The 26,792-nt window shown below is 66.4% G+C and carries 26 protein-coding genes; 14 read left to right on the top strand and 12 right to left on the bottom strand.

Annotated elements, in window-relative coordinates; genetic code table 11:
- Positions 1 to 25: 25 nt before the first annotated feature.
- Positions 26 to 1,303, bottom strand: a complete 1,278-nt coding sequence (gene serS, locus K3M67_RS09400) for a serine--tRNA ligase (RefSeq protein ID WP_066862734.1) — start codon at positions 1,301 to 1,303, stop codon at positions 26 to 28.
- Positions 1,304 to 1,396: 93 nt separating this feature from the next.
- On the opposite strand from serS, the gene K3M67_RS09395 reads away from it, so the two are divergent.
- The 5 genes from K3M67_RS09395 (at position 1,397) to K3M67_RS09375 (ending at position 4,167) form a co-directional block, all read left to right on the top strand.
- Positions 1,397 to 1,837 carry a host attachment family protein gene (locus K3M67_RS09395; RefSeq protein WP_285832921.1) on the top strand — a complete coding sequence of 147 codons (441 nt, stop codon included), beginning with the start codon at positions 1,397 to 1,399 and terminating at the stop codon, positions 1,835 to 1,837.
- Between the two features lie 86 nt (positions 1,838 to 1,923).
- Complete coding sequence (locus K3M67_RS09390; protein WP_157102617.1) at positions 1,924 to 2,220, top strand: hypothetical protein; 297 nt, start codon at positions 1,924 to 1,926, stop codon at positions 2,218 to 2,220.
- A 6-nt stretch (positions 2,221 to 2,226) separates the two neighbouring features.
- Positions 2,227 to 2,715 (top strand): hypothetical protein, encoded by a 489-nt coding sequence (locus tag K3M67_RS09385; RefSeq protein WP_066862740.1) that lies wholly within the window; start codon positions 2,227 to 2,229, stop codon positions 2,713 to 2,715.
- Positions 2,716 to 3,266: 551 nt separating this feature from the next.
- Positions 3,267 to 3,731 carry an RNA polymerase-binding protein DksA gene (gene dksA, locus K3M67_RS09380; RefSeq protein WP_066862742.1) on the top strand — a complete coding sequence of 155 codons (465 nt, stop codon included), beginning with the start codon at positions 3,267 to 3,269 and terminating at the stop codon, positions 3,729 to 3,731.
- A 64-nt stretch (positions 3,732 to 3,795) separates the two neighbouring features.
- Positions 3,796 to 4,167 carry a PilZ domain-containing protein gene (locus K3M67_RS09375; RefSeq protein WP_285831346.1) on the top strand — a complete coding sequence of 124 codons (372 nt, stop codon included), beginning with the start codon at positions 3,796 to 3,798 and terminating at the stop codon, positions 4,165 to 4,167.
- A gap of 169 nt (positions 4,168 to 4,336) precedes the next feature.
- Here the strand turns inward: K3M67_RS09375 and K3M67_RS09370 are convergent, their stop codons facing one another.
- Entirely contained in the window at positions 4,337 to 4,495 is a 159-nt protein-coding gene (locus K3M67_RS09370) for a YdcH family protein (protein WP_066862970.1), read from the bottom strand.
- Between the two features lie 186 nt (positions 4,496 to 4,681).
- On the opposite strand from K3M67_RS09370, the gene K3M67_RS09365 reads away from it, so the two are divergent.
- The 7 genes from K3M67_RS09365 to K3M67_RS09335 all read left to right on the top strand — a co-directional run bounded on the left by K3M67_RS09365 (position 4,682) and on the right by K3M67_RS09335 (position 14,589).
- Positions 4,682 to 4,861, top strand: a complete 180-nt coding sequence (locus K3M67_RS09365; RefSeq protein ID WP_066862747.1) for a YdcH family protein — start codon at positions 4,682 to 4,684, stop codon at positions 4,859 to 4,861.
- Positions 4,862 to 4,966: 105 nt separating this feature from the next.
- On the top strand, positions 4,967 to 5,437 hold the full coding sequence (locus K3M67_RS09360; protein ID WP_066862750.1) for a DUF1465 family protein: 471 nt from the start codon (positions 4,967 to 4,969) through the stop codon (positions 5,435 to 5,437).
- A gap of 66 nt (positions 5,438 to 5,503) precedes the next feature.
- Complete coding sequence (locus K3M67_RS09355) at positions 5,504 to 7,576, top strand: autotransporter assembly complex protein TamA (RefSeq protein ID WP_084439208.1); 2,073 nt, start codon at positions 5,504 to 5,506, stop codon at positions 7,574 to 7,576.
- Positions 7,576 to 11,772, top strand: coding sequence for a translocation/assembly module TamB domain-containing protein (locus K3M67_RS09350; RefSeq protein ID WP_285831345.1), 4,197 nt, complete (start codon positions 7,576 to 7,578; stop codon positions 11,770 to 11,772). Before K3M67_RS09355 ends, K3M67_RS09350 begins: the two co-directional genes overlap by 1 nt.
- 2 nt (positions 11,773 to 11,774) lie before the next feature.
- A complete protein-coding gene (locus K3M67_RS09345; protein WP_285831344.1) occupies positions 11,775 to 13,169 on the top strand; it encodes an L-serine ammonia-lyase in 1,395 nt (464 codons plus the stop codon).
- Between the two features lie 176 nt (positions 13,170 to 13,345).
- Positions 13,346 to 13,999 (top strand): outer membrane protein, encoded by a 654-nt coding sequence (locus K3M67_RS09340; RefSeq protein ID WP_066862759.1) that lies wholly within the window; start codon positions 13,346 to 13,348, stop codon positions 13,997 to 13,999.
- A gap of 170 nt (positions 14,000 to 14,169) precedes the next feature.
- On the top strand, positions 14,170 to 14,589 hold the full coding sequence (locus K3M67_RS09335; RefSeq protein ID WP_066862975.1) for an acyl-CoA thioesterase: 420 nt from the start codon (positions 14,170 to 14,172) through the stop codon (positions 14,587 to 14,589).
- A gap of 47 nt (positions 14,590 to 14,636) precedes the next feature.
- Here K3M67_RS09335 and pyrF read toward each other — a convergent pair whose 3' ends face one another.
- The 7 genes from pyrF to K3M67_RS09300 are packed head-to-tail and all read right to left on the bottom strand — an operon-like array spanning position 14,637 to position 20,790.
- A complete protein-coding gene (gene pyrF, locus K3M67_RS09330; protein WP_066862763.1) occupies positions 14,637 to 15,311 on the bottom strand; it encodes an orotidine-5'-phosphate decarboxylase in 675 nt (224 codons plus the stop codon).
- Positions 15,308 to 15,658, bottom strand: a complete 351-nt coding sequence (locus K3M67_RS09325; RefSeq protein WP_066862766.1) for a lipopolysaccharide assembly protein LapA domain-containing protein — start codon at positions 15,656 to 15,658, stop codon at positions 15,308 to 15,310. Before K3M67_RS09325 ends, pyrF begins: the two co-directional genes overlap by 4 nt.
- 33 nt (positions 15,659 to 15,691) lie before the next feature.
- On the bottom strand, positions 15,692 to 16,561 hold the full coding sequence (locus tag K3M67_RS09320; protein WP_285831343.1) for an aldose 1-epimerase: 870 nt from the start codon (positions 16,559 to 16,561) through the stop codon (positions 15,692 to 15,694).
- Between the two features lie 17 nt (positions 16,562 to 16,578).
- Positions 16,579 to 17,991 (bottom strand): sugar porter family MFS transporter, encoded by a 1,413-nt coding sequence (locus K3M67_RS09315; protein ID WP_066862769.1) that lies wholly within the window; start codon positions 17,989 to 17,991, stop codon positions 16,579 to 16,581.
- 21 nt (positions 17,992 to 18,012) lie between these two features.
- Positions 18,013 to 18,903, bottom strand: coding sequence for an SMP-30/gluconolactonase/LRE family protein (locus tag K3M67_RS09310; RefSeq protein WP_285831342.1), 891 nt, complete (start codon positions 18,901 to 18,903; stop codon positions 18,013 to 18,015).
- A 1-nt stretch (position 18,904) separates the two neighbouring features.
- Positions 18,905 to 19,660, bottom strand: a complete 756-nt coding sequence (gene xylB / locus K3M67_RS09305; protein ID WP_066862772.1) for a D-xylose 1-dehydrogenase — start codon at positions 19,658 to 19,660, stop codon at positions 18,905 to 18,907.
- Positions 19,657 to 20,790, bottom strand: coding sequence for a fumarylacetoacetate hydrolase family protein (locus tag K3M67_RS09300; RefSeq protein ID WP_066862983.1), 1,134 nt, complete (start codon positions 20,788 to 20,790; stop codon positions 19,657 to 19,659). Before K3M67_RS09300 ends, xylB begins: the two co-directional genes overlap by 4 nt.
- Before the next feature lie 165 nt (positions 20,791 to 20,955).
- Between K3M67_RS09300 and K3M67_RS09295 the strand changes: the two genes are divergently transcribed.
- Positions 20,956 to 21,150: a hypothetical protein gene (locus tag K3M67_RS09295; protein WP_066862775.1), complete on the top strand. Its 195-nt coding sequence runs from the start codon at positions 20,956 to 20,958 to the stop codon at positions 21,148 to 21,150.
- Positions 21,151 to 21,352: 202 nt separating this feature from the next.
- On the opposite strand, the gene K3M67_RS09290 is transcribed toward K3M67_RS09295, so the two are convergent.
- Complete coding sequence (locus K3M67_RS09290; RefSeq protein WP_066862986.1) at positions 21,353 to 21,814, bottom strand: EF-hand domain-containing protein; 462 nt, start codon at positions 21,812 to 21,814, stop codon at positions 21,353 to 21,355.
- 275 nt (positions 21,815 to 22,089) lie between these two features.
- On the opposite strand from K3M67_RS09290, the gene purB reads away from it, so the two are divergent.
- Positions 22,090 to 23,406, top strand: coding sequence for an adenylosuccinate lyase (gene purB / locus K3M67_RS09285; protein ID WP_066862778.1), 1,317 nt, complete (start codon positions 22,090 to 22,092; stop codon positions 23,404 to 23,406).
- Positions 23,407 to 23,424: 18 nt separating this feature from the next.
- Here purB and K3M67_RS09280 read toward each other — a convergent pair whose 3' ends face one another.
- A complete protein-coding gene (locus K3M67_RS09280) occupies positions 23,425 to 24,498 on the bottom strand; it encodes a LacI family DNA-binding transcriptional regulator (RefSeq protein WP_066862781.1) in 1,074 nt (357 codons plus the stop codon).
- 68 nt (positions 24,499 to 24,566) lie between these two features.
- Positions 24,567 to 26,711 carry an alpha-glucuronidase family glycosyl hydrolase gene (locus tag K3M67_RS09275; RefSeq protein WP_285832920.1) on the bottom strand — a complete coding sequence of 715 codons (2,145 nt, stop codon included), beginning with the start codon at positions 26,709 to 26,711 and terminating at the stop codon, positions 24,567 to 24,569.
- Positions 26,712 to 26,792 lie beyond the last annotated feature (81 nt).

Here is a 26,792-nt window from a genome sequence, read left to right as displayed (position 1 = left end):
TCCGTTCGTTGCGAACGGAAATCTGTTACTTCGCTTCCAGCTTCGTCACGCCGCCCATATAGGGCGCCAGCACGTCCGGAACGATGACGCTGCCGTCGGCCTGCTGGTAATTTTCCAGCACCGCCACCAGCGTGCGGCCCACGGCGAGGCCCGATCCGTTCAGCGTATGCAGGAACATGGTCTGCTTCGCCCCTTCCGGCTTGAAGCGCGCATTCATGCGCCGCGCCTGGAAGTCGCCGCAATTGGAGACGGAGCTGATCTCGCGATAAGTGTTCTGGCTCGGCAGCCAGACTTCGAGGTCATAGGTCTTGCGCGCGCCAAAGCCCATGTCACCGGTGCAGAGCAGCATCTTGCGATAGGGCAGGCCCAGCGCCTGCAATATGCCCTCAGCCGCCGCGACCATCCGCTCATGCTCGGTCGCCGAGTCCTCGGGCGCGCAGATGGCGACCAGCTCGACCTTCTCGAACTGGTGCTGGCGGATGAAGCCGCGCGTGTCGCGCCCGGCCGACCCCGCCTCGGAGCGGAAGCAGGGCGTCAGCGCGGTCAGGCGCAGCGGCAGGCTGTCGGCCGGCACGATCTGATCGGCCACCAGGTTGGTGAGCGAGACTTCGGCGGTAGGAATCAGCCAGCGGCCGTCCGTCGTCTTGAACAGATCCTCGGCGAACTTGGGCAATTGCCCGGTGCCGAACAGCGCCTCGTCGCGGACCAGCAGCGGGACGGCGGTTTCCTCATAGCCGTTGGTCGCGGCCTGGGTGTCGAGCATATATTGCGCGAGCGCCCGGTGCAGCCGCGCCATCTGGCCGCGCAGCGCGGTGAAGCGCGCGCCGGACAGGCGTGCGCCGCCCTCAAAATCCAGACCCAGCGCCGGACCGAAATCGGCATGGTCCTGCGGCGCGAAGTCGAAAGTGCGGGGCGTTCCCCAGCGGGCCAGTTCGACGTTTTCAGCTTCGTCCGCGCCTTGTGGCACGTCGTCGGCAGGCAGGTTGGGGATGGCGGCGAGCATGGCCGTCAGCGCCTCACCGGTGTCGCGATCGTCCGTTTCAAGTGCGGGCATCCGGTCCTTGAGCGCGGCGACCTCGGCCTTCAGCGCTTCGGCTTTCTCCATGTCCTTGGCCGCCATGGCCTGGCCGATCAGCTTGCTCGCCTCGTTGCGGCGGGCCTGGCCCTGCTGCAACTCGGTCTTGATGGCGCGGCTCTTCTCGTCGATCGCCAATATGTCGGCGGACAGCGGCGCCAGGCCGCGCCGGGCGAGGGCGGCGTCGAAAGCGGCAGGGTTTTCGCGGATGAAGCGGATGTCGTGCATGGGCCAGCCCTATGCCGCTGTGCGACGGGCCGCGCAACCCTGCGCGCCACCGTCCGTTGGTACGGCATCACCGAAAAGCTGAAGGAGAAGGCGATGCTGATCGATCATGACGCGATGGTACTGGTGGCGGACGGGCGCAAGCTGCTCTTCTTCCGCAACAAGGGCGACCGCGCCTTCCCCCAGCTGGAGGCGGAAGAAGTGCGGGTGCAGGACAATCCGCCCGACCGGAACCAGGCTTCCGACGCGCCGGGGCGCTCCTTCAATTCGGTCGGCAACCACCGCAGCGCCATGGAGCGGGTGAATTTTCACGATCTGGAGGAGCAGCGCTTTGCGGCCGAGGCGGCCGACCTGCTCAAGCGCCGCGCCTTCGCCAACGATTATGAGAAGCTGATCATCGTCGCGCCGCCGGCCGCGCTGGGCGAGATGCGCAAGCATCTGCACAAGGTGGTGCAGGATCGGCTGGTGGGCGAGATCGCCAAGGATCTGACCGGGCATCCGGTGCCGGAGATCGAGAAGCTGATCGCCGCCATCTGATCGCCGCTGACCGGTCGCCGGATGCAAGAAAGGGCGGCCCCCCGGAACCGCCCTCCTTGACCCCTCGCGAAGAGGGAACCGGTATCGTGTTTCAGGCCGTCGCCTTCGCCTTGCGTTCGGCGAAACGGCGGCGCGCGACCAGCGCCACCGCGGCCGCGCCGAAGAGCAGCACCATCGGTGGAGCCGGAACGTCGGTACCGCCGGTGCTGCTCGACCCGCCGCTCGAACTGCTCGATGACGAGCTGGACGAGGAACTGCTGCTCGACGAGGATGAAGAGCTGCCGGTGCTGCCGAAGCTCGACGATCCACCCGATGAGGACGATCCGCTGGACGAGGATGAACTGCTGGAAGAGCCGCTGCTGCCGCCGGTGGAGCCGGGATGATCGGGCTTGTCCGGCTTGCCGCCGCTCGAACTGCTCGACGAGGAACTGGACGAGGAGGAAGAGGACGAGCTGGAGCTGGACGATGACGAACTGCTGCTGACGCCCGACGAGGTCGAGACATTGCCCGACGACGTGGACACGCCCCCGGTTGACGTCGAAACGCCGCCCGTGGAGGTCGATACCCCGCCCGTCGTGGAACTGGTCGAGCTGCTGATGCCGCCGGTCGAGCTGCTGGTCGAGGAGATCACCACCGATCCGCCCCCGCTGCCGCCGCCACCGAAGAAGCCGCCGAAGAAACCGCCGCCGCCAAAGCCGCCACCGCCGCCCATGACGACCGGCACGGCACCGCCGCCGCCCGACATCATCGGCATTTCCGCCATCGGGACGGGTGCGGGCAGGGGCACCGGCGCGGCTTGGCTGGTCACGGTCACCGTCTGCGGCGCGCAGGCGGTCACGGTCTTGACGACCTTGCGCTGCACGGTCCGCACGGCGTAGCGTTTTTTGGGCGCGGCCTTGGTGCTCTTGCTGCTGTGGACCACGGCCGGGCGCGCGCTTTCGGCGACATGCACGGCGCCGCCGCCGATGATCGCTCCGCCGCAGGTGCAGGCGCATAATTTAGCCAATGCCATCCGTACCGACATAGGGTCCACTCTTGTCCTGTTGTCCCCCGCCCCCTGGCCAATCCGATATTGGCGGTGAGCGAACGGGAACTCTCTAAGCGCATGAACGCAAAAGAAAGGGTTAACTGCAATGTCGTTAACCCTGAATCCGGGGTGCTAGTCGAGGGAAATCCGCCTGTCTTCTCAAGGGATATGGTTAACGTCCCACTATGGAACGCCCGCGTGCCAGCCCATGAACATGCGCGTCGCCCGTCGAGGCTTCCGGCCCGTCCGCCGTCCCGATGCGACAGAATCGTGCCGCAAGGCATACAAGTCCTTGAATGTCCGCTTGTGTCGCCCCGCACCCATGGTTATGAGGCGCGCTCAATGAAAAGTCATGGGCGCCCCGGAACTTCTAGCGCCGGGGCCAAAGAGTCGGAGAGCTAGATGGCATCGGTCCTGAATTCCGAGAAAGACGGCGGTAAGCCGCCCAAATCGACGGTAACGCTTCCCCCTGACTATCGGCCTTCGTCCGACGAAGAGTTCATGAATCCGTTGCAGCTGGAATATTTCCGGCAGCGCCTCTGGGACTGGAAGAAGCAGATCCTGGCCGAAGCGGAGGGCACGCTGGCCGTGCTGCAGAATGAACCGCTGCGGGAACCCGACCTCAACGACCGGGCGTCGAGCGAGACGGACTGGTCGATCGAACTGCGCACCCGTGATCGCCAGCGCAAGCTGATTTCGAAGATCGACGCGGCGCTTCGCCGAATCGACGATGGCGAATATGGCTATTGCGAAGTGACCGGCGAACCCATTTCGCTGGGCCGGCTCGAAGCCCGACCGATCGCGACGATGACCGTCGAGGCGCAGGAGCGGCACGAGCGGCAGGAAAAAGTCTCTCGCGACGATTAACCTTTTTTCCATTTCCCGCGAATAGCTTGGCAGCGACTGAACGATAGCTATTCGCGGGTTTTTCATGGAAGACGAACAGGGCATTTCCGACCGAGGGCCGGCGCGATCCGCGCCGCGCGACAGCCTGTTCCTGTTGACCAGCCTCATTTCGTCTGAGGGGGAGGATCTGGGCAAGGCCCGAATCCGCAACCTGTCCGCGACCGGACTGATGGCGGATTGCGAGCGTCCCGTGGCGGCCGGAGCCCGCATCGAACTGGACCTGCGCGGCGTCGGCAGGGTCTGCGGCAGCGTGGCCTGGTCGCGGGGGGACAAGATCGGAGTGGCGTTCGATGCGCCGATCGATCCGCAACTCGCGCGCAGGTCGGTGACGTCCGGCGCGACCCCGCAGATGCCGGATTATCTGCGCACGCATCAGCCGCCTCGCATGCGGCGCTGATATCAGTCGCCGGCAAATCCGGCGCCAGCCAATAAGAAACCCCGCGAACCGATGGTTCCGGGGCCTTTTCGTGCGGTCGATCCGCTCTTTGATACTTTTGGTCGAGGGGTCGGACCGGCGGTCTTCGCCGCCGGTTCCTGACCTCCTCCCGGAAGGGCGGCAGCCCTGTTCAGTGCTGCCCGGCCATTTCCTCCTTGAGCCGCAATTTCTGCTTCTTGAGCGAGGCCACCAGGATCGCGTCGGGCATCGGCCGACTCGATTCCGCCTTGATTCGGGCCTCAAGGCCGGCATGCTTGGCTGAAAGAGCTGAAACGTGGCTATTTTCCATGACAATCTCCTTACGAGGGTGATGGACGACGAAGTAAATCACCAATCATGGGGCTTGTCTCGCCCTCTTTGATCCTTTGCGATGGGCTGCCCGCGAATTTGCGGTAGCCCGTCTGTCGCTCCGGCGCTATCAGGGGCCGTTCGGTGCAAATGGGGTCAGAGCAGGACGGTGAGCCGGGAAGATATCATGCGCCGTCTGGAGCTGCTGCGAGTCGAGCATCGCGACCTCGACGGCGCCATCATGGCGTTGGTGGATGCGGGCGGCGGCGACCAGATGCAGATCGCGCGTCTCAAGAAGCGCAAGCTGCGCCTGCGCGACGAGATCGCATTGCTGGAGGACCAGCTGGTTCCGGACATCATCGCCTGATCGGCCCGCCCGAATTTTCGTCCGCGGCGCGTCCGTCGCCCCCGAATGGGACAGGGCGCGATTAACGGACCTGACAGAATTGCACTATTATGTCAGTCATTGCCCATGAAGAACGCAGCCTTTCTTGATCCTGGCCTCCATCGGCGCCTCGTCGACGGCCTCTATCTGGAAGCCATGGTGATGGCGGATGAGGCGCGGGCCTATTTCGATCGCGGCACGCCGGACGAGCAGGAGATACAGGATCCGCTGCGCCGCGTCGCCTTCGCCTGCGAATCGCTCAAGGTGACGACCCGGCTGATGCATGTCATCGCCTGGCTGCTCAGCCAGCGCGCCTGGCAGCGCGGAGAGATCGGCGCCGCCGACCTCAGCGACGAGAAATATCGGCTCGGGCGGGCCACGCTCACCGATCCGGCGCTGGCTGCCGATTTCCCCTTCGCTGCGCGCGCGCTGATCGAGGGGAGCCAGGATCTCTACGATCGGGTCATGCGGCTTCAGGAAAGACTCGACGGCTTGTCCGGCCCATCAGGTCCCGGCCCGGCGCGGGCGCTGCTCGATCGTCTGAGCACCGCTTTCTGATTGCGCGGCGCATTATCGCGCTTCTGGACTGGCCATGGCGGTCGAAGTTGGTCTAGACCGTTCGCCATGACCCATGGTTTGCGGACCCGACGCCGCACTAACGGCCGCCGCCCGCATCCCACCCGGCTCTGTCTAGCGCCGTTGGTGCTGCTCGCCCCCTGCATGGCGCAGGCGCAGCAGGCGCCCGCGTCCGAAGTGACACCCCCCGAAGCCGCACCTGACGTGAACGCGCCGCTCGACGCGATGCCGGACATCGGTCTGGACTGGCCGGACATGGGGCAGCCCGACAGGATCGATCCGCTGCCCGCCGACCCCGCGGACCAGAACGCCGCCGCGCCGTCCGACCCGTCCGGGGAGGCGGCGTCGACCGTCGTCGAACCGGTGGAGGATGCGGCGACCTTCGCTGACGCTGGCGAGGAGCGCCGTTACACGGTCGTCCTGGCCGGCGTCGATGCGATCGCGGACGCCCAGTTCACCCAGCGTTTCGATGAGCTGTCCGCCCTGCGCCTGGGGCAGGACAAGCCCGCCAACCTCGCCCAGATCAACCGGCGCATAAAGGAAGACCGGGATCTGCTTGATCGCCTGCTGCGTGCCAAGGGCTATTATGCCGCGCGCATCCGCGGCAGCGTGGCGCCTCCTGCGGCGGGCAGCGACCGGCTGGCGGTCAGCTTCGACATCAATCCGGGCACGCGCTATCTGCTGTCGTCGGTCGATCTTCCGGGGCTTGCGGAAACCGGCGAGCAGGAGCCGAAACTCCGCGCCGCCTTCCCGCCCAAGGTCGACGATCCGGTCGATGCCGATGCGATCCTGGCCGGGCGCGACAATCTGGCCGCCGTCCTGTCCGAAAGCGGCTTTCCTTTCGCGAAGGTAGACGAGCCGGACGTGCGGATCGACCATGAGGAGCGCAAGGGCGACCTCGATATCATCGTCACGCCGGGCGGCTTCCGCCGGTTCGGGGCGATCCGCATGGACGATGACGCGCTGTTCAGCGCGCATCATGTGCAGGAAATCGCCCGTTTCAAGTCCGGCGACACCTATATGGCGTCCGACGTCGAGGATCTGCGCCGCGCGATCGTCGCCACCGGCCTCGTGTCGTCGGTCACGCTGACGCCGACGGATGCCGGCGATGGCGAGCATGTCGATCTGGCGGTCGACATGCGCCCCGCGCCGCTGCGCACGATCGCGGGCGAACTGGGCTATGGCACCGGCGAAGGCTATCGCGCGGAAGTGAGCTGGCAGCATCGCAACCTGTTCCCGCCCGAAGGCGCGGTGACGCTGCGCGGGGTGATCGGCACGCAGGAGCAGACCGCATCCTTCACCTATCGCCGCAACAATTTCCATCGCCGCGACAATGTGCTGACCGGGCTGGTGTCGATCAGCAACATCAAGCGCGACGCCTATGATGCGCGCACCATCACCCTGTCGGGCGGGCTGGAGCGGCAGACCAACATCCTGTTCCAGAAGAACTGGGTCTGGCGCGTCGGCGCGGAACTGATCGCCTCGGACGAAGCGGACGCCTTTTCCGGGGGCGCGCGCCGGACTTTCCTGATCGGTGCTGTGCCGCTCAGCCTGACCTATGACGGCAGCGACGACCTGCTCAATCCCAGCAAGGGTTTTCGACTGGGCGGCCGGATCAGCCCGGAACTGTCTTTCCAGGACAAGACCTTCGGCTATGCCAAGGTACAGGTGGATGGCAGCGTCTACCAGCCGGTGGGCGAGCGGGTGGTCGTCGCCGCGCGGGCGCGCTTCGGCACCATCCTGGGCTCGACCGTCGACCAGATCGCGCCGTCGCGGCGCTTCTATGCCGGTGGCGGCGCGTCGGTGCGCGGCTATGGCTATCAGGCGATCGGCCCGCGTTATGGCGAGGATGATGATCCGGTCGGTGGCAAGAGCCTGGCTGAATTTTCGCTCGAAAGCCGCATCCGGTTCGGCAATTTCGGCGTGGTGCCCTTTGTCGATGCGGGCAATATCTCGACCAGCTTCCTGCCGCGCTTCCGCGACCTGCGCATCGGCGCGGGCATGGGCGTGCGCTATTACAGCAATTTCGGGCCGATCCGCGTCGATGTCGGCACGCCGCTCAACCCCCAGCCGGGTGATCCGAAGGTCGCCGTCTATGTCTCGCTGGGGCAGGCCTTCTGATGGCCGACGACGCGCCTTCGCCCGCCACCGTCACGCCGCCGCCTTTGGTGACCCATCGACGTGCCTGGGATGGGCGCTGGCAGCGCTGGGTGGCGGGGCTGCTGGCGGCGGCGTTGCTGGTCGTCGTCGGCGCGCTGGCCTGGCTCGACACGTCGGGCGGCCATCGCTACCTTGCCGGCCGCATCGCCACGATCAAGTCGGCATCGGGCCTGCGCATCCATGTCGGCGCGATCGAGGGCAGCATCTATCGCAAGGCGGTACTGCGCAACCTGACCCTGTCCGATCCCAGGGGGCGCTTCCTGGATGCGCCGCGCGTCGAACTGGACTGGTGGCCCTTCGCCTGGCTGTCCAACCGGCTGGACATCGACCGGCTCGCCATTCCGCAGGCGACGCTGCACAAGCTGCCCCGGCTTAATCCGACCCAGCGGCGCGGCCCGATCCTGCCGGGCTTCGACATTCGCCTGATGCAGTTTTCGGTTGGCCGGCTGACGATCGCGCCTGCCGTCACCGGCCGTATCCAGACCGCGACGATGACGGGGGATGCCGACATTCGCGGCGGCCGCGCGATCATCGACCTGGCGGCGCGGACGCTCGACGGCAGCGATGCGCTCACGATCGCGCTCGACAGCCGGCCGGACGACGACCGTTTCAAGCTGGACGTTACCGTCAATGCGCCGAAAGGCGGTGTGCTGGCGGCGATGGCGGGCCTGAAGCAGGACGCCAATCTGCGCATCGGCGGCAAGGGCAGCTGGAGCCGCTGGGACGGGCGGCTGGCAGCCATGGTCGATGGGGATGCGGCCGCCGACTTCGTTCTGGCGGCGCGCAGCGGTGCCTATTCGGCGCGCGGCACGATCGAGACGGCCGCTGTCGCCGGCAATGGCCTGTTGCGCCGCATGGCCGATCCGCGCCTGTCGGTACGCGCCAGCGGCACGATGGTCGACCGGGTGATCGACGGCAGGATGGCTCTGCGCTCCGCCGCCTTCGACCTGGATGCCGACGGAGCCATCGACCTGCGCAACAATGCGCTCGACAATCTGTTGATCGACCTGAAACTGTCGCGGCCGCAGGCGTTGCTCCGGACCATGCGTGGCCGTGACATCGCCGCGAAGATCCGGCTCGACGGTCCGTTCAGCACGCCGGGCTATGAATATCTGCTGACGGCGCGCGAACTGGCCTTCGACAGGACCGTGATCCGCGACGTGCGGGCCGAAGGTAAGGGCAGGCAGGCCGCCAACGGCTCCGCTATGGTCCCGCTCCGGCTGCGCGCGCGCCGGCTGGACGGGCAAGGCGAACTGGTCGAGGGCATAGTCCGCAATTTTCAGCTCGATGGCGTGCTGCAACTGAAGGGGCAGCAGATCGTCAGCAATCCGATGCAGTTCCGTTCGGACAAGCTGCGCGGCAAGCTGGTGATGATCGCCGACCTCAAGACCGGCCGTTATGATTTCGGTCTGGACGGGCAGATCAGCAACCTGTTCATTCGCGGGCTGGGCATTGTCGACCTGACGTCCAAGCTGCGGGCCGTGCCGCGCCGCGACGGCAGCTTCGGCCTTGGCGGCACTGCGCTGGCGCGGGTACGGCGGCTCGACAATGATTTCCTGCGCACGCTGGGCGGCGGCCTGCCGACCGCGCGCAGCGGACTGGAACTGCGGCCCGACGGGCAATTGGCGCTCAGCAATCTGCGCCTCGAATCGCCGCTGTTGACGCTGGCGGGGCAGGGTCTGCGCCACCGCGACGGGACATTGCATCTGGAGGGCAGCGGGCGCCATGGCCGCTATGGCCCCGTCACCCTGACGCTGGACGGCCGGATCGAGCGCCCGACCATCGACCTGCTGCTGGCCCGGCCGATGGACGCACTGGGCCTGCGCGACGTGCGGGCGAAGCTGATCCCCGACGCCAACGGCTACAGCTACACAGCCAATGGCGGATCGACGCTCGGCCCGTTCACCGGGCGCGGCGTGATTCTGCTGCCCCCGGGCGGGCAGGCGGTGGTGCGGGTCGCCAATCTTGCCGTCTCCGGCGTCACCGCCAGCGGCGACATTCGCCCGGTCGCGGGCGGACTGGCCGGACAGCTCGGCGTGCTCGGCCCCGTTACCGGCTATATCAATTTCAGGCCGGTGAACGATGCGCAGCAGGTGCAGCTCAAGCTCACCGCCAATGACGCCAGTTTCGAGGGGCCGACCATCATCGCGGTGCGGCGCGGCACGCTGGACGGCACTATCCTGCTCGATCCCGACGGCACGACGGTCACGGCCACGGCGCAGGCGCGTGGGCTGCGCGTGGGCGGCGCGCTGCTCGGCCGCTTCGCGGCAAACGCCGAACTGGTCGATGGCAAGGGGCAGATACGCGGCAGCCTGTCGGGCCAGCGCGGCCGCCTCTTCGAGCTTCAGGGCGAGGCGCAGGTCGAACCCGACCGCATCCGCCTGTCGGCCGGCGGCACAATCGACAAGCGCCCCATCCGCCTCAATCGCGCGGCGCTGCTGACCCGGACCGAGGATGGCTGGCGCCTGTCGCCGACGACGGTCAGCTATGCCGGCGGATCACTGCAACTGGCTGGCGAACTGGGCAGCGCATCGACCCATATCGAAGCGCGCATGGAAAAGCTCCCACTGTCGCTGCTCGACATCGCCTATGACAATCTGGGCCTTGGCGGCATGGCGACCGGATCGCTCAGCTACGCCCAGCCGCGCGGCGGCCTTCCCACCGGCAAGGCGGAACTGCGCATTCGCGGCCTGTCCCGCTCCGGCCTGTCGTTGAGTTCACGGCCGGTCGATGTCGGCGTCAATGCCGCGCTGACGTCGGATCGGCTGGCGACCCGGATGATCTTCGTCGCCGACGGCAAGACGATCGGCCGGGGGCAGGCGCTGCTGACGCCGCTTGGCCGCGAGGGCGGGCTGGTGCAGCGGCTGAATGCCGCGCCGCTGTTCGCGCAGCTGCGCTTTGGCGGCACGGCCGACACGCTCTGGCGCCTCACCGGCGTCGAGATTGTCGACATCAGCGGTCCGGTCAGCGTGACGGCCGACATGCGCGGCACGCTGGGCGATCCGCTGATCACCGGGCAGCTAGCGACCGACAAGGCCGCGATCAACAGCCCCGTCACCGGCATGCGGCTGCGCGATGTCCGGGCGCGGGGCCGCTTCTCCGGTGCCCAGCTCGTCATTTCCAGCTTCGCCGCGACGGCGCAGAATGGCGGCACGGTCAACGGCACGGGCCGCTTCACCTTCAACGGCATAGCGGGCGTCGGCATGGACCTGGCGCTCCAGGCCGACAATGCCGCGCTGCTGGAGCGCGACGATATCGCCGCGACCGTCACCGGGCCGATCACCCTGCGATCGGACGGGGTGGGCGGCACGATCGGCGGCGACCTGACGCTCAACCGCAGCCGTTTCACCATGGGGCGCGCCGCCGCCGTGGCGCAGATTCCGGAACTGCGCGTGGTCGAGATCAACCGGCGCGGCGAGGAGATCGAACAGCAGCGCGCCACCGTGCCCTGGGCGCTGGCGGTGAAGGCGCGTGCACGCAATCGCCTGACCGTCACGGGCCTTGGCCTCGACAGCGAATGGCGGGCCGACCTGACGATCGGCGGAACCGTGACCAGCCCGGCCATCGCGGGCCGGGCGGAACTGGTGCGTGGCGGCTATGAATTTGCCGGGCGCCGCTTCGAACTGCGCGAAGGCCATATCCAGTTCGATGGCCGGACCCCGGTCAACCCGACGCTCGACATCAGCGCCGAAGCCGATGTCAGCGACCTGTCCGCCACCATCCATGTCGGCGGCACCGGGCTGCGCCCCGACATCAGCTTCACCAGCACGCCGGCCCTGCCGCAGGACGAACTGCTCTCGCGCATCCTGTTCGGCACGTCGATCACCAACCTGTCCGCGCCCGAAGCGCTCCAGCTCGCTTCGGCGGTCGGCTCTCTCCAGGGGGGAAGCGGGCTGGACCCGATCAACGCGGTGCGCAAGGCGGCGGGCCTCGACCGGCTGCGCATCATCGCCGCCGATCCGACCCAGGGGCAGGGCACGTCGATCGCGGCGGGCAAATATCTGACCCGCAAGACCTATGTGGAACTCATCACCGACGGGCAGGGCTATTCGGCGACGCGTATCGAATATCAGGTCACGCGCTGGCTCTCGCTGCTGGGCGCCATCTCCACGCTGGGGCGCCAGAGCGCCAACGTCCGCATATCCAGGGATTATTAACTTTGACCAAGAGCCGTATCGACGCCGGCACCGCCATCAGCGTGATGGACCTGTTCACCATCGGCATCGGCCCGTCCAGCTCGCACACGGTCGGCCCGATGCGCGCGGCCCTCATGTTCATGGACACGCTGCCTGCTATCCCCGCGCGGGTGCAGTGCGAATTGTTCGGCTCGCTCGCGCTGACCGGCAAGGGTCATGCGACCGACATCGCGGTCCTGCTCGGCCTGTCGGGGCATCGACCCGAGGGCATCGATCCCGACGCGATCTCCGCCATTCTCGCCGCGATCCGTACCGACGGCCGTATCCAGGCGGGCAGCGCCGTCGATCGCTGGGTTCCGTTCGAGGAGGCGCGCGACCTCCTTTTCCGGATGGGCGAATTTCTGGAGGCGCACAGCAACGGGATGCGCTTTTCGGCGTGGATGCCGGGGCGCGACGAGCCGCTGGTGCGCGATTATTATTCGATCGGCGGCGGCGCCGTGCTGCCGGGCGTCGTGCCGGTCAGCGACGATACGCCGCTCGGCCATAATGTCGTCCAGCCCTTTCCCTTCTCCTCCGGCGCGGAGATGCTGGCGCAGGGGGAGGCGAGCGGCCTGTCGATCGCCACCCTGGTGCTGCGCAACGAGGGCGCCTGGCGTGCGCAGGAGGAAACCAACGCCTTTCTCGACAGCGTGATCGACGCCATGTCCGCCTCGATCGAGCGGGGACTGGCGCAGGAAGGGCTGTTGCCCGGCGGCCTCAAGGTCCGTCGCCGCGCCCGCGCCATCCACCAGCGACTGCGGCTGCAACAGGATGCATTGGGACCGGCGCAGATTTTCGAATGGGTCAGCCTGTTCGCGCTGGCCGTGAATGAGGAGAATGCGGCGGGCGGCCGGGTCGTCACCGCGCCGACCAACGGCGCGGCGGGCGTGATCCCGGCGGTGCTCCATTATTATCGCCGCTTCGTGCCCGGCGCAGACCGCGACGGGGAGCGTCGCTTCCTGCTCACCGCCGCGGCGATCGGCTTCCTCTACAAGAAGCGCGCGTCCATCTCCGCCGCCGAAATGGGGTGTCAGGGGGAAGTCGGCGTCGCCTGCTCGATGGCGGCGGCGGGACTGGCGGCGGTGCTGGGCGGCACCAACGGGCAGGTCGAAAATGCCGCCGAAATCGGCATGGAGCATAATCTCGGCCTCACCTGCGACCCGATCGGCGGCCTCGTGCAGATTCCCTGCATCGAACGCAACACGATGGGCGCGGTGAAGGCGATCAACGCCGCCTATCTCGCGCTCCAGGGCGACGGGCGCCATATCGTCAGCCTCGACGCGGTGATCGAAACCATGCGCCAGACCGGCGAGGACATGGCCAGCCGCTACAAGGAAACCTCGCTCGGCGGCCTCGCCGTCAATGTGGTGGAATGTTGAGCAGGCCGTTTCGGTTCATCGTCCGTTCCCCACAATGTTGCGACGAACGGAGCCAGTCTTGTGTCATTAATGGCACATAATCAAATGTTTATCTCCTGTTCATGAAACCAACGCGGCTTTTCCGGCTTGAGCGTCTCACCCCCTGAGGGGGAAGAGAATGAGAACGGAGAATCCCTATGCGTAAGTTGATGGTCGCAACCCTTCTGGCCGGCGCCACTGTCGCCACCCCGGTTTTCGCGCAGGATGTCGGCCCGACCTTCACCGGCCCGCGCGTCGAAGCGATCCTGGGCTATGACCGCACCGGGGCCGGTAGCGACGTGGACAATGACAATGGCAATGACGATCAGAATATCGACGGCCTGCTCTACGGCGTGGGCGCGGGCTATGACGTTAATCTGGGCAGCGCCGTCGTCGGCGTCGAGGGCGAATATACCGACTCGACCGCCAAGAGCAGCCGAACCGACTTTTCCGACCAGTTCGGCTTCGGCCGCGTGAAGCAGGGCCGCGACCTTTATATTGGCGCGCGCGCCGGCATCCTCGCCAACCCCGCGACGCTGGTCTATGTGAAGGGCGGCTACACCAACACTAAGCTGGACGTGCTGGCCGGCGACACAAACCAGGAAACCGACACCAATTTCAAGCTCGACGGCTGGCGCATCGGTGCGGGCGTGGAGCGGGCGATCAACGCCAACACCTTCGCCAAGATCGAATATCGCTATTCCAAATATGAGGACGCGCATATCGACTTCGCCAATGGCGCGACCAGCGATGAATTCGGCATCGATACCGATCGCCACCAGGTGGTCGGCAGCGTAGGCTGGCGCTTCTGATCTACCCGGCCGAGGCAGGTAGAACTGTCCTGGCCGCTTTCCGGCTTCGCACGAAGCGAACGGAGGCTGTGACGGAAAGAGGCGGCCGGTCGTCGGATCGGCCGCCTTTTTGCGCGCGAGGCGCCGATCCCCTCTATCAGCCTGCTTGCGGCAGTGTTATTTACATCCTTGTGAGTAACGCGATTCCCCATCTCTACCCGGTCGGCATCGAGCCGGACGACATCGACTTCATGGGTCATGTCAACAATGCCAGCTACCTGAAATGGGTGCAGAATGCGGTGCTGGACCATTGGCGTGCGCTGGCCCCGGCGGAGGCGGTCGCCCAGCATCTCTGGGTCGCGCTCAAGCATGAGATCACCTATCGCAAGCCCACTTTCCTCGATGACGAGGTGATTGCCACCGTCCTGCTGGAAAAGGTGCAGGGCGCGCGCGCCTTCTATGAAACGGTGATCCGCCGCGGGGAGGAAGTCCTGGCGGAGGTCAAGTCCAGCTGGTGCTGCATCGACGCCGACACCCTGCGCCCCGCGCGACTGGCGCGCGATGTGATCCAGCATTTCTTTGCCGGGGATGAGGTCGAAGAGGGACGGTAGGCCCGCGTCGCACCGCGCTCAACTGTCTGCCTCTGCTCGCAATCCTCCTAAAGCGTCGCCTCGATCTCCCGTGCCGCCAGGTCGGGATTTTCCGCCAGGCTGATCGGCCTGCCGACCACCAGGATCGACGCCCCCCGGTCCAGCGCCTGGCGCGGCGTCACCGCGCGCTTCTGGTCGCCCAGCGCGCCGCCGGCAGGACGGACGCCCGGCACGACGAAGAAGCCGTCATTCCAGCCCTGCTTGACCAGCGCCACTTCCTCGCCCGAACAGACGATGCCGTCGAGGCCCGCGCTCTGCGCCAGGTCGGCGAGGCGACGGACCTGATCTTCGGCCTTTCCACCCACGCCGATGTCGAGGAGGTCGCCATTGTCGAGGCTGGTCAGCACGGTGACGGCGACCACCTTGGTGTTGACGCCCGCCGCCGCCTTGGCATCCTCCAGCATGGCGCGGCCGCCGGCGGCATGGACGGTCAGGATCGCCGGCTCCAGCAGGTGCAGCGCCTGCACCGCCTTCGCCACGGTGTTGGGAATGTCGTGCAGCTTGAGGTCGAGGAAGATCGGCAGGCCGAACTTCATCATCTCATGCACGCCATGATGGCCGTTGGCGCAGAAAAATTCGAGGCCCAGCTTCAGCCCGCCGACATGATGCCGCACCTGCCCGGCGAGCGTCTGCGCCTTGGCAAGGTCGGGCGTGTCGATGGCGACATAGATGGGGCTGCTCATGCTGGTCCTGTAACATTGGAAGAGGGGATGGGGGAGTCCGTAACGGTCGTGACCACGGGCGGATCGGAAAGGGCGGGGGCGGGCGGCGGCGCGGAGGCGGCCGTGGCCGCCACCAGCGCTCGCTCGGTGCTGTCGAGCCGGCGCTTCAACCGCCAGCGCGTGGCCCGCGCCATGACCCAGAAGGGCAGCGCGCCCAGCAGGAAGGCGCCGATCAGCAGGACGGGCAGCTTGGTTTCCATCACCAGATCACCCCACAGACGCACGGTCACGGGGACATAATTCGCCATGCAGAAGAAGGCGAGCGCCACGGCGATGACGACCCAGAAGGCTGTCCGCAGAAATTGCATAGGCTAGACCCTTTGCTGCTGGTTTGAGGCAGCTTAGGCGATCCCGTCCCATTTCGGAAGCGTCTGGTCGATTTTGTCGATGGCGATGGTCATGGCAAGATGCGCGGTGTCGCCCGGCGCTAGCGTCGCCATCCCGCCCCGGTTGATCGCGTCGGGCATGTGGCTGACCGGCTCCAGGCAGAAATCGGCGCTGTCGGGCGGTCGATAGACATGCAGCCAGTCCGCGCCGGTGGCGGACAGCGTCAGGCGCACGCCATCCCCGCGCTCGACCGTCGCGATGCCGGTCCAGCCGCCATAGACATTGTCGATCAGGCTGTTGCCGTGCACCGGCGCGGGCCGCGACCAGTCGCCCAGCGCATCGGCGGGAACTTGGCGCGCGGGCAGCATGTCGGTGGTGGAGAGCCACAGGCTGCGCGCATCGAAGCGCAAGGTCGTGGCCCCATCGGCCAGGAAATAGGGGTGGAAACCCAGTCCCGCCGGCATGGGGCCGTCGCCGACATTGGTCATGGACAGCGACATGGACAGTTGTGACGGGGTGAGCGCGACCTGTTGTTCAGCGCGGTAGGGCCAGGGCCAGCCGGCGTCGCCGCCATGCTCATGCACCAGTCGGGCGGAGGCGGGGGCTGTCGCCTTCTCTGTCCATGTCGCCTGCCAGCCAAAGCCATGGATGCTGTGCGGATGATCGCCGAAATTGCGCGGCAGCTGATAGTCCTGCCCGTCGAAGGCGAACCGGCCGTCCGCGATGCGATTGGCATAGGGGACGAGCGGGAAGCTGGCCATCGCCAGCGGATCGCCCGCGCCGTCCGGCGCGCGGCGCAGCAGGTCGACCCCGTCCAGCGCCAGACGCAGCAACGAACCGCCGACAGCGGGGGAGAGCGCCGCTTCCAGCGCCCCCGCCCGCAACAGGATGATGTCTGTGCTCAGCCGACCATGTCCTCAAGCTCGCGCCCCTTGGTCTCATGCACCATGGCGCGGACGAAGAAGAAGCTGATCGCCGCGAACAGCGCATAGCCGGTATAGGTCACCACCAGGCCGGGCGACACGGCCAGCGCGGGGAAGCTGACCGATATGGCGGCATTGGCGATCCACTGGGCGAAGCCCGCGACCGCAAGGCCGGAGCCGCGAATCTGGTTGGGGAACATTTCGCCCAGCATGACCCACATGATCGGACCCCAGCTGAGGTTGAAGAAGATCACGTACAGGTTGGCCGCGATCAGCGCCATCAGGCCATTATGGCCGGGCAGGGTGACGCCGCCATCCGCACCGGTAACGGCGGTGGAGAAGGCATAGGCGACCACCGCCAGCGTCACGGCCATGCCCGCCGAGCCGATCAGCAGCAGCGGCTTGCGGCCGATCCGGTCGACCAGCATGATCGTGCCCAGGCACGCGCCGATCGACAGCACGCCCGAGAGGATGTTGATCTGGAGGGCGTTGTCCTCGGAAAAGCCGACGGCTTCCCACAGGGTCGCGCCATAATAGAAGACGACGTTGATGCCGACGAGCTGTTGGAAGACGGCGAGGCCAATGCCGGTCCAGACGATCGGGCGCACCTTGCCGCTGGCCTTGTCGATCAGGTCGGAGAGCTTGGGGCGGTGATGGTCGGCGGCCAGGCTGGCGCGGATCTCGGCCACCTTGCGCGTCGCGGCGTCGGCGCCGAACAGGCGGGTCAGCACCGCATGGGCGCGATCCTCCTGACCCCGCGCGACGAGGTAGCGGGGGCTTTCGGGAATGACGAGCAGCGCCAGGAAATAGATGGCGGCGGGGATCGCCTGCAACCAGAACATCCAGCGCCAGGCCGGGAAGTCGAGCCACAGCGGCGCGGTCGAGCCGCCGGCATAGCGGGCCAGCACGAAGTTGGCGACGAACGCGCCGGTGAGGCCGGAGATTATCATCACCTGTTGCACGCTCGACAGTCGGCCGCGCACATTGGCCGGCGTGACTTCGGAGATGTAGACCGGCGAGATGACGCTCGCCGCGCCCACGCCCAGGCCGCCGATGATGCGGGCGATGATGAAGAGGGCGGAGGAACCGGCCGCGCCGGCCAACAGCGCGCTGACGAGGAAGAGGATGGCGGCCAGCATCATCACGCCGCGCCGGCCGATGATGTCGGCCATGCGGCCCGCGCCGAACGCGCCGATCGAGGAGCCGACCAGGATCGCGCCGACATTGACGCCGATGCCCAGCTTGCCGAGGTCGAAGGCGCTTTCCAGCCCCTTCTGCGTGCCGTTGATGACGCCCGAATCATAGCCGAACATGAAGCCGCCGATCGTCGCCACGGCCACGATCGCGGCGATGAAGGCCATATTGACCCTTTCGGCGCTCCCCTCTGTCATATCCTGTTCCTTCCTGCTTTCTTATATCGTCGCGACATGCCCCGGCAGCCCGGCGACGCCGGGGTCGAAGGCGAACAGATCGCCTGCCAGGGGCTGTTCTGTCAACGCTGTCATGTCCAGCCCCTTGCGCGCGGTCGTCGCATAGGCGGTGCGTAGGTCTTCGCCGCCGAAGGCGATCTTGGTGATATTGGCCACCGGGAAGCGGATTTCCCGCATCAGCTTGCCCGCCGGATCGTAGCGGCGCACCGCCCAGCCGCCGAACAGGCCCGTCCACAGGCAGCCTTCGGCATCGACCGTCGGCCCGTCGGGATAGCCGGCGCCTTCCTCGACCTTGGCGAACAGGGTGGTGTTGCCGACCGTGCCGTCCTGTGCCAGCTGCGTGCGCCAGATGCGCTTGCCCAACGTATCGGTGTGATAGAGTATGCGGCCATCGGGGGAGAGGGCAGGGCCGTTGGTGATCGATACCGCCGGCAGACCGGTTTCGATGCAGCGCCCGTCATGGAAGCGGTAGAAATAGCCGCTGTCGGCCTTCTCCGCATCGTCCATCGTCCCGAACCAGAGCGCGCCGTCCGGCGCGACGGTGGCATCATTCTGGCGATTGCCGGGCAGATGCGCTTCGGGGGCGTGGATCAGCGCAAAGCTGCCCCCCTCCGTCAAATCCAGGGCGGGATCGAAGCGATGCACGCCCGATTGCAGCCCTACCGCGAACAGTCCGTCGGCGGTGGGCAGGATCCATCCGACCTGTTCCGGCCCCGCCCAGCTTCGCCCGACGTCCAGTGCAGGGTCGTAGCGGTGGATGCGGTGCCCCTTGATGTCGACGAACCAGAGGGCGGCGTCGCGCGCCACCCAGACCGGCCCTTCGCCCAGCATCGCGCCGACCGACAGGACGCTCTGCGGATCGGCGGTCGGCATGTCAGCGCCAGCCGGCATCGATGAAATAATCATGGGCGGTGCAGTAGCGGGCGTCGTCCGACGCCAGGAACATCGCCAGAGCGGCGACATCCTGCGGCAGGATGCGACCGTCGAGGCACTGCGCCGCGACGATCTCGGCCTCGCCTTCGGGCGTGTACCATTTTTCCTGGCGCGGCGTTTTCACATTGCCGGGGATGATGGTGTTGACGCGGATATTGTCGCGGCCAAGGTCGCGGGCAAGGCTGCGGGTCAGTCCTTCGATCGCCGCCTTGGCGGTCTGGTAGAGCGCCAGTTCGGGCAGGGCGAGGTGCCAGCTGATCGAACCGAAGTTCAGGATCACGCCGCCGCCCGCGCGCTTCATCGCCGGAACCGCGGATTGCGCCGCGAAGAACAGGTGCCGAAGATTGACCGCCATCCGCTCGTCCCAATAGGCGGGGGTCACGTCTTCGATCGTGTGGCGATCGTCATTGGCGGCGTTGTTGATCAGGATGTCGATCCCGCCCAGTTGCCGTTCGACCGTGCCGATCATCGCCTGCACCGCATCGATGTCGCGCAGGTCGACCGCGTGGAAGATCGGCGTGAAGGCCGCGCCGGAAAGGCGCGCGACCAGAGCCTCGCTCGGCTCCACGGCGATGTCGCAGAAGGCGACATGGGCGCCCTGGCCGACGAACGCCTCGACCAGGCCTTCGCCGATGCCGCTGCCGCCGCCGCTGATGAAGACGCGCTTGCCCTTCAGGCTCGGATATATGGCGGTCATGCGGCAGTCTCTTTCAGGAGGCCGCGCGTTGCGAGGTTGGTCATCAGGGCGGACAGCCCCCAGGTCCATGGCGCGGCGTCCTTCGACGTCACCACCGTGTTGATCAGCTTGCCGAGGCGCGGCGTCGAGATCGCCACCACGTCGCCGACCTTGTGGGTGAAGCCGCGGCCCGGCTCGTCCCGATCCTGCACCGGCGCGAAAAGGGTGCCCAGGAACAGGGTGAAGCCGTCGGGATATTGATGCTCCGACAGGGTCTGGCGCACAAGTTCCAGCGGATCGCGGCTGATCTGGTTCATGCTGCTGGTGCCTTCCAGGCGATAGCCTTCCGGCCCGTCGATGGTCAGCCCGACTTCGGCGTTGCGCACATCGTCGATGGTGAAATCACCGTCGAACAGGCGGATGAGCGGGCCGAGCGAGCAGGAGGCGTTATTGTCCTTGGCCTTGCCGAGCAGCAGGGCGGAGCGTCCCTCGAAGTCGCGCAGGTTGACGTCATTGCCCAGCGTCGCGCCCACAGCTTCGCCCTTGGCGCTCACGATCAGCACCACTTCGGGTTCGGGGTTGTTCCAGGTGGAATCGGAGCGGATGCCGATCTCCGCGCCCAGGCCCACGGTCGAAAGAACCGGCGCCTTGGTGAACACTTCCGCGTCGGGACCGATCGCCACTTCCAGATATTGCGACCAGAGGCCATCCTCGATCAGCGCGGCCTTCAATGCGGCGGCTTCCTGAGTGCCCGGCACGACCGCGCGGATCGATCCGCCCACGCGTTCCTCCAGTCGGGTGCGAATCCCGGCGGCTGCGCTGGCGTCACCGCGTGCGCGTTCCTCGATCACGCGTTCCAGCGCCGAAAGGGCGAAGGTCACTCCGCACGCCTTGACGCATTGCAGGTCGACCGGGCTGAGCAGCGGCAGGCCCAGCGTTTCGAGCGGACCGAGCGCCTCGCCCGCGTCCGGCGAAAGCGGCAGCGCCTCCACCAGTTGCGCGACGGTGGGCGCGACGCGGCTCATGTCATGGGCGATTCCGTCCGCCACCAGGATCGGGCTGGGACCGGCGGCGGTCTGGACGCGGCCGATGAACAGGCCGCCGCGCCAGTCGGCAGGCAGGCAATCGAGCAGGGAGACTTCGCCCGGCATCATCAACTCCTAAAGCGAATGGTTGTAAATTGATAGCGCTACCAACATGGAACCGGGCGCGGAGTCAAGGGGTGTTGCGTAAAAGGCGCGTCAGCGGAAAGTCGTAGGCCCGGCGCGCCTTCGGTCTTTTCCGGGGCGCCGCTTTGGGGCATAGCTACAAGGACCATGAGCAAGACCGAAGACAGCGCGCCGGCAACCGGCGCAGACGCCGCTTCTCCCGCAACGCCCGCCAATGAAAAGGCCGATCTCGCCGTCGCCGCACGCAAGTCCGCGGGCAAGGGCGTATGGATGGGTACTGCGGTCGGTATCGGTTCCGCCGCGATCGTCGCTGCCTTGCTCTACGCCCGCAAGAAGGGCTGATTCCCGCCGGACGACCCGCGGGATCTGCGAATATCGCATGATCGCTGCGCCCCGGTGCCGGGGGCGGTGAATGGCGGTTTTCGCGTCATCCCGACACAAAAAGGGATGGCATGGCCCTGTCCGGTCCATGCCATCCCATGATGCGACCCGTTTCGGGCTCTTCATCCGCCCTTCGTGACAGGCGGGTTTATTCCATTGTGCGTCAGGCTGCGCCGCCGCTCAGATAGCTGATCAGTTCCGGCTTGCTGACGGTCGTGCTCTTGTCCGAATCCGCGCTGGTAAAGGCGCCGTCGGCCCAGGCCGTCACTTGGTCCGCCGGCAGCGTCTTGCCCGTAGCCTTCATTTCCTGGTCCTTGAGCGCGAGCATCCAGCGCGAGAATTCGGACTTGTCGAGCTGGCCGTCGCTGTTCGCGTCATAGGCCGGGAATTCGCTGTCCACTATCGACGCGACCGAGCCGGCCGGATTGGCGGGTGTCGCGGGCTGGGCGGGCGTGGCTGGGGTTGCCGGCGCGGACGACTGGGGTTGCGCGGGCGTTGCGGGCACTGCCGGCTGCGCCGATTGCGGGGCGTTGGGGGTGGCGCCCTGATCGGCACTCGGCGTCTGCTGCGCCATGGCGGGAGCTGCGATGACCAAAGCCGTCGTGAACAAAAATGTGCGGATCATTGCGACCTCCTGTTGAGCGACCTTCTTGCGAAGCAGAGCATTCATGCCCGACTCCTGAATTCGTTACGGAATAATAGTCGAGTCCCTGCTATTGTTCCTGAACGCTCGTTCATCTGGCGCCATTCATCTTGCGAAATGGCTCGGTTCGACTTTTTTGCTTGGGCTAATTGCGAAGAAACGGTGCGGGCGCACGGCAGGGCGTGCGCGATTTGCTAGCGCCGGAAGGTGCTGCTAGTCGGCGCGGCGACTCCCATCCAGCCAATCAGGATTCGCCCATGGTCCCCCGTTACGCCCGCCCGCAAATGACCGCCCTCTGGGAACCGGAAGCCCGCTTCAAAATCTGGTTCGAAATCGAGGCGCACGCCACAGAGAAGCTGGGCGAACTGGGCGTGGTGCCGCCGTCCGCCGCCAAGGCGCTGTGGGACTGGTGGGCGACCAACCCGGCCATCGACGTGCCCGCGATCGACGCGATCGAGGCGGTCACCAAGCACGACGTCATCGCCTTCCTCACCTGGGTGGCCGAACAGGTGGGCGACGAAGCGCGCTTCATGCATCAGGGCATGACCAGTTCCGACGTGCTCGACACCTGCCTTGCCGTGCAGCTGGCCCGCGCCGCCGACATCCTGATCGACGACCTCGACAAGCTGCTGGAGGTCATCAAGCGCCGGGCTTTCGAGCACAAGCTGACGCCGACCATCGGTCGCAGCCACGGCATCCATGCCGAGCCGGTCACCTTCGGCCTCAAGATGGCGGAAGCCTATGCCGAATTCAGCCGCTGCAAGACGCGCCTGATCGCGGCGCGCGAGGAAGTCGCGACCTGCGCCATTTCGGGCGCGGTCGGCACCTTCGCCAATATCGACCCGCGCGTCGAGGAACATGTCGCCGAAAAGCTGGGCCTCGCGATCGAGCCGGTGTCGACGCAGGTTATCCCGCGTGACCGCCATGCGATGTTCTTCGCGACGCTGGGCGTGATCGCCAGCTCGATCGAGCGCCTCGCCGTCGAGGTCCGCCATCTCCAGCGCACCGAGGTTCTGGAAGCCGAGGAATATTTCTCGCCCGGCCAGAAGGGGTCGTCGGCCATGCCGCACAAGCGCAACCCGGTGCTTACCGAGAATTTGACCGGCCTCGCCCGCATGGTGCGTAGCTATGCCATGCCCGCGATGGAGAATGTGGCGCTGTGGCATGAGCGCGATATCTCGCACTCGTCGGTCGAGCGCTACATCGGTCCCGATGCGACCATCACCCTCGACTTCGCGCTCGGCCGTCTGACCGGCGTGATCGACAAGCTGCTAGTCTACCCTGAGCGGATGATGAAGAATTTGGACAAGATGGGCGGCCTCGTCCATTCGCAGCGCGTGCTGCTGGCGCTGACCCAGGCGGGCGTCAGCCGGGAGGACAGCTATCGCTACGTCCAGCGCAACGCGATGAAGGTCTGGGAGTCGGACGGCCAGCTGTCGCTGATGGAATTGCTCAAGGCCGACGAGGATGTCGCCGCCGCGCTCAGCGCACAGGAGATCGAGGACAAGTTCAACCTCGATTATCATTTCCGGCAGGTCGATACGATCTTCCGGCGGGTGTTCGGCGAGGCGTAAGCCGCAAGACGGGCGGAATTACCTGCCGCCCATCCGCGGCCGCACCCTCGGCGCGGCATCGGACTGGCGGCGGATGAGCGCATGGTCGAGCACCAGATGCTCGGCCTCGCCAGTCTTCTGACCTCGGCGGCCCTTCACCCGCCGCACCAGCAGTTCGACCGCCGCGCGCGACATGGCGCTGATCGGCTGGCGGATCGTCGTCAGTTCCGGCCAGATCGTCGTGGCCAGCGAGCTGTCGTCGAAACCGCAGACGGTGAGGTCGCCCGGCACGTCCAGCCCGTTGCGGTGCGCGATCGCCACGGTCGCGGCGGCCATGTCGTCGTTGCTGGCGAAGATCGCGGTCGGCGGATCGATCAGCGACAAAATATGCTCGGCCGCGTCCAGTCCTGACCGGTAGGTGAAATAGCCCTGCGCGATCAGTTCGTCCTCTATGGCCAGCCCGGCTTCCTGCAAAGCCGCGACATAGCCCTCGAAGCGGCGCGCGCTGGCGGTCTGGTTGGGATTGCCCCTGATGAAGCCGATGCGCGCATGGCCGAGCGCGATCAGATGCCGGGTCATTTCATAGGCGGCCTGGCGGTCATCGATGCTGACGGCGGACAGATCCGATGGTGGGCGGCCGGTCGCTACCGCCACGGCGGGAATATCGGCGGCGGCCAGCGCTTCCACCATCTCCTCCAGGTCGCAGAGCGGCGGGGGCAGCACGACGCCGTCGATCCGCCCACGCAGCAGATGGTCGACCACCGACTGGACCGATGTCTGCTCGTCCCATTTCTCGACCACCAGGTCGATGCCGCTGCGGCTCGCCTGGTCCAGGCTGCCGACCAGGAACTCGCTGAGGTAGGACGAGGACGGGTTGCTGTAGAGCAGGCCGATCCGCGTTTCGTCCCCCCCCGCCAGGCTGCGCGCGGCGGCGCTGGGCGCATAGTTGAGCGCCTTGATCGCCTCCTCCACCTTGGCGCGGGTTTCGGCCTTCACCACCTGCTCGCCATTTATGACGCGCGACACCGTCATGGGGGACACGCCTGCATGGCGGGCGACATCGTTGATGGTGGGGGCGTTGCGCTGGCGGCGGGAGGTTCGCGTATCGGTCAATGTCGGCCCTTCTGCGGGGTGATGTCGTTATCGAAATGGTAGCGACAACAGCCGATGGAAGCAAAATATCAGTTATGCCCCGGCGCATAGGGGAAGCGCTGCGCCTTGTACCAGTTCAGGTCATGGGCGGGCGCGGCCGATCCGGTGGGCAGGGGGCGCTTCGACAGCGACTGGAAATAGGCGATGCTGGCGTCGCGCCACCATAGCGCCTCGCGATGCTGGATCGTCAGGAAGGTCTGCGTCTGCGCGAAACGCTCCGCATCGACATGGGGCTTGAGCGCCGCCCATCGCGTCTGCATGTCGGCGACATAGGCGACGCCCCGGTCATAGCGATGGACGAGACCATCCCACAGCGTCTCGCCCGATCGCAGGCGATGATCCCAGGACAGATGGTGGAACCAGAGCAGGTCGCGCTCCGGCGTGGTCTTCACATTGCCCCACATCTTCGCGACCGGCGGCGCATATTGGCTTACGGCATCGCTGCCCGTCTTCGTGCGGTCAAAGCCGATGCCGTTCGCATCCGCCTTGTGATAATAGACCGGGTTCCATTCTGGCCGCGCCAGATCGGACACCCAGGGCCCGGGACCATAATGATGGCCGGTATCCATGACATGGGTGAGGCCGAGCGGGGTCATATAGTCCACCGCCGCCTCCCGCGATCCCATCATCATCGTGACGACCGGCTGCACGACCTTCGGATCGGGGGAGAAGGTCATCTCCGCCCATTCCTTCGCGATGCTCTCCGCCGACAGACTGGTATCCCATGCGAGGCGTCCGAACGCGTACCAGTCCGCCTGGTTGAAGATCGACCCGCTCCAGTCGCGATCCGCGCCGATATTGGCGACGCCGGCGATCCCGGTCAGTTCGTGGCCATCCAGCGATCCGTCGATGACCTTGGCGACCGTCGATCCCTTGCCCTTGGCATAAGTGTCCGCGTCCAGCGTCTCCTCGAACAGGGTGCCGAGATAGGTGAGGTGCGTCGACTGGCCCAGATATTCTTTGGTGATCTGGAACTCCATCATCAGCGGCGTTTTCGGCATCGCGCCGAACAGCGGATGGAAGGGTTCGCGCGGCTGGAAGTCGATCGCGCCATTCTTCACCTGGACGATCACATTGTCCGCGAACCGGCCGTCGAGCGGCTTGAAGTCGGTGTATGCCTGTTTCGCGCGGTCGTCGGGATTGTCATGGGCATAGACGAAGGCGCGCCACATCACGATGCCGCCATGCGGCTTAACCGCCGCCGCCAGCATGTTCGCGCCATCGGCATGGGTGCGGTTATAATCCTGCGGCCCCGGCTGGCCCTCGCTGTTGGCCTTCACCAGAAAGCCGCCGAAATCGGGGATCGCCCTGTAGATTTCGTCCGCCTTCGCCTGCCACCAGGCGGCGACCGCCGGATCGAGCGGATCGGCGGTCTTCAGGCCATCCAGTTCCATCGGCGCGGTCCATTTGACCGACAGATAGACCTTGATGCCATAGGGACGAAAGACATCGGCCAGCCCCGCCGCCTTGGCGATATAGGGCGCGGTCAGGCTGTCCGCCTTGGCATTCACATTGTTGAGGACGGTGCCGTTGATGCCGATCGAGGCGTTTGCGCGGGCATAGTCGGTATAGCGCGGCCCCTTCCAGTCGGGCAGGCGCCACCAGTCCCAGATCGATGCGCCGGCATAGCCGCGTTCGACCGTGCCATTCAGATTGTCCCAATGGTTGAGCAGGCGCAGCCCGATTCTGGGCGCGCTGCGGATGTCGATCGCGTCGAGTCGTGCGCCGGTCTGCGCCAGCCGCAGCCAGTGATAGGCGCCGTGGAGCAGGCCGATGTCGCTGTTCGCAGCGATCAGGGTGACGGCCTTGCCCTCCATCTGGGTCGAGCGAATCGCATAGCCTTCGTTGCCCAGCCCCTCGGTCCGGATCGGCAGGGCAGGGGAGGAGGCGGGGGTCGCCAGCCAGAGCGCACCTTGCTGAACTATTGCTGACAGGGTGGGCGCCGCGCCGCTCATACCGGCGACGCCGCGCTGCAATTCTGCGGTGGCGGCGGTCAGGGTCGGGCTGTTGCCGGGGGCGACGATGGCGGTCGCATGGGCCGCCAGATCGGCGCTGCGGGCTTGATCCGCGCGCGCATAGCGCAGCCACAGATCATAGCCGTCCTCGGCCTGCGCCATGGGCGACAGCAGCGCCCCGGTCACGGCAATCATCCAGCAAAACAGGCGCGCTATCACTCGACCCTCTCCCTTGGCTTCGATGTCAAAAGCCCGTTCGACGGGCATTGACAAGTCTCTTTGTCCGAGCAATGGTAACGC

It is taken from the genome of Sphingobium sp. V4, assembly GCF_029590555.1.
Classification (GTDB): domain Bacteria; phylum Pseudomonadota; class Alphaproteobacteria; order Sphingomonadales; family Sphingomonadaceae; genus Sphingobium.
Note: the sequence above shows the minus strand (reverse complement) of the source record. Positions and strands in the feature narration are given on the sequence as shown.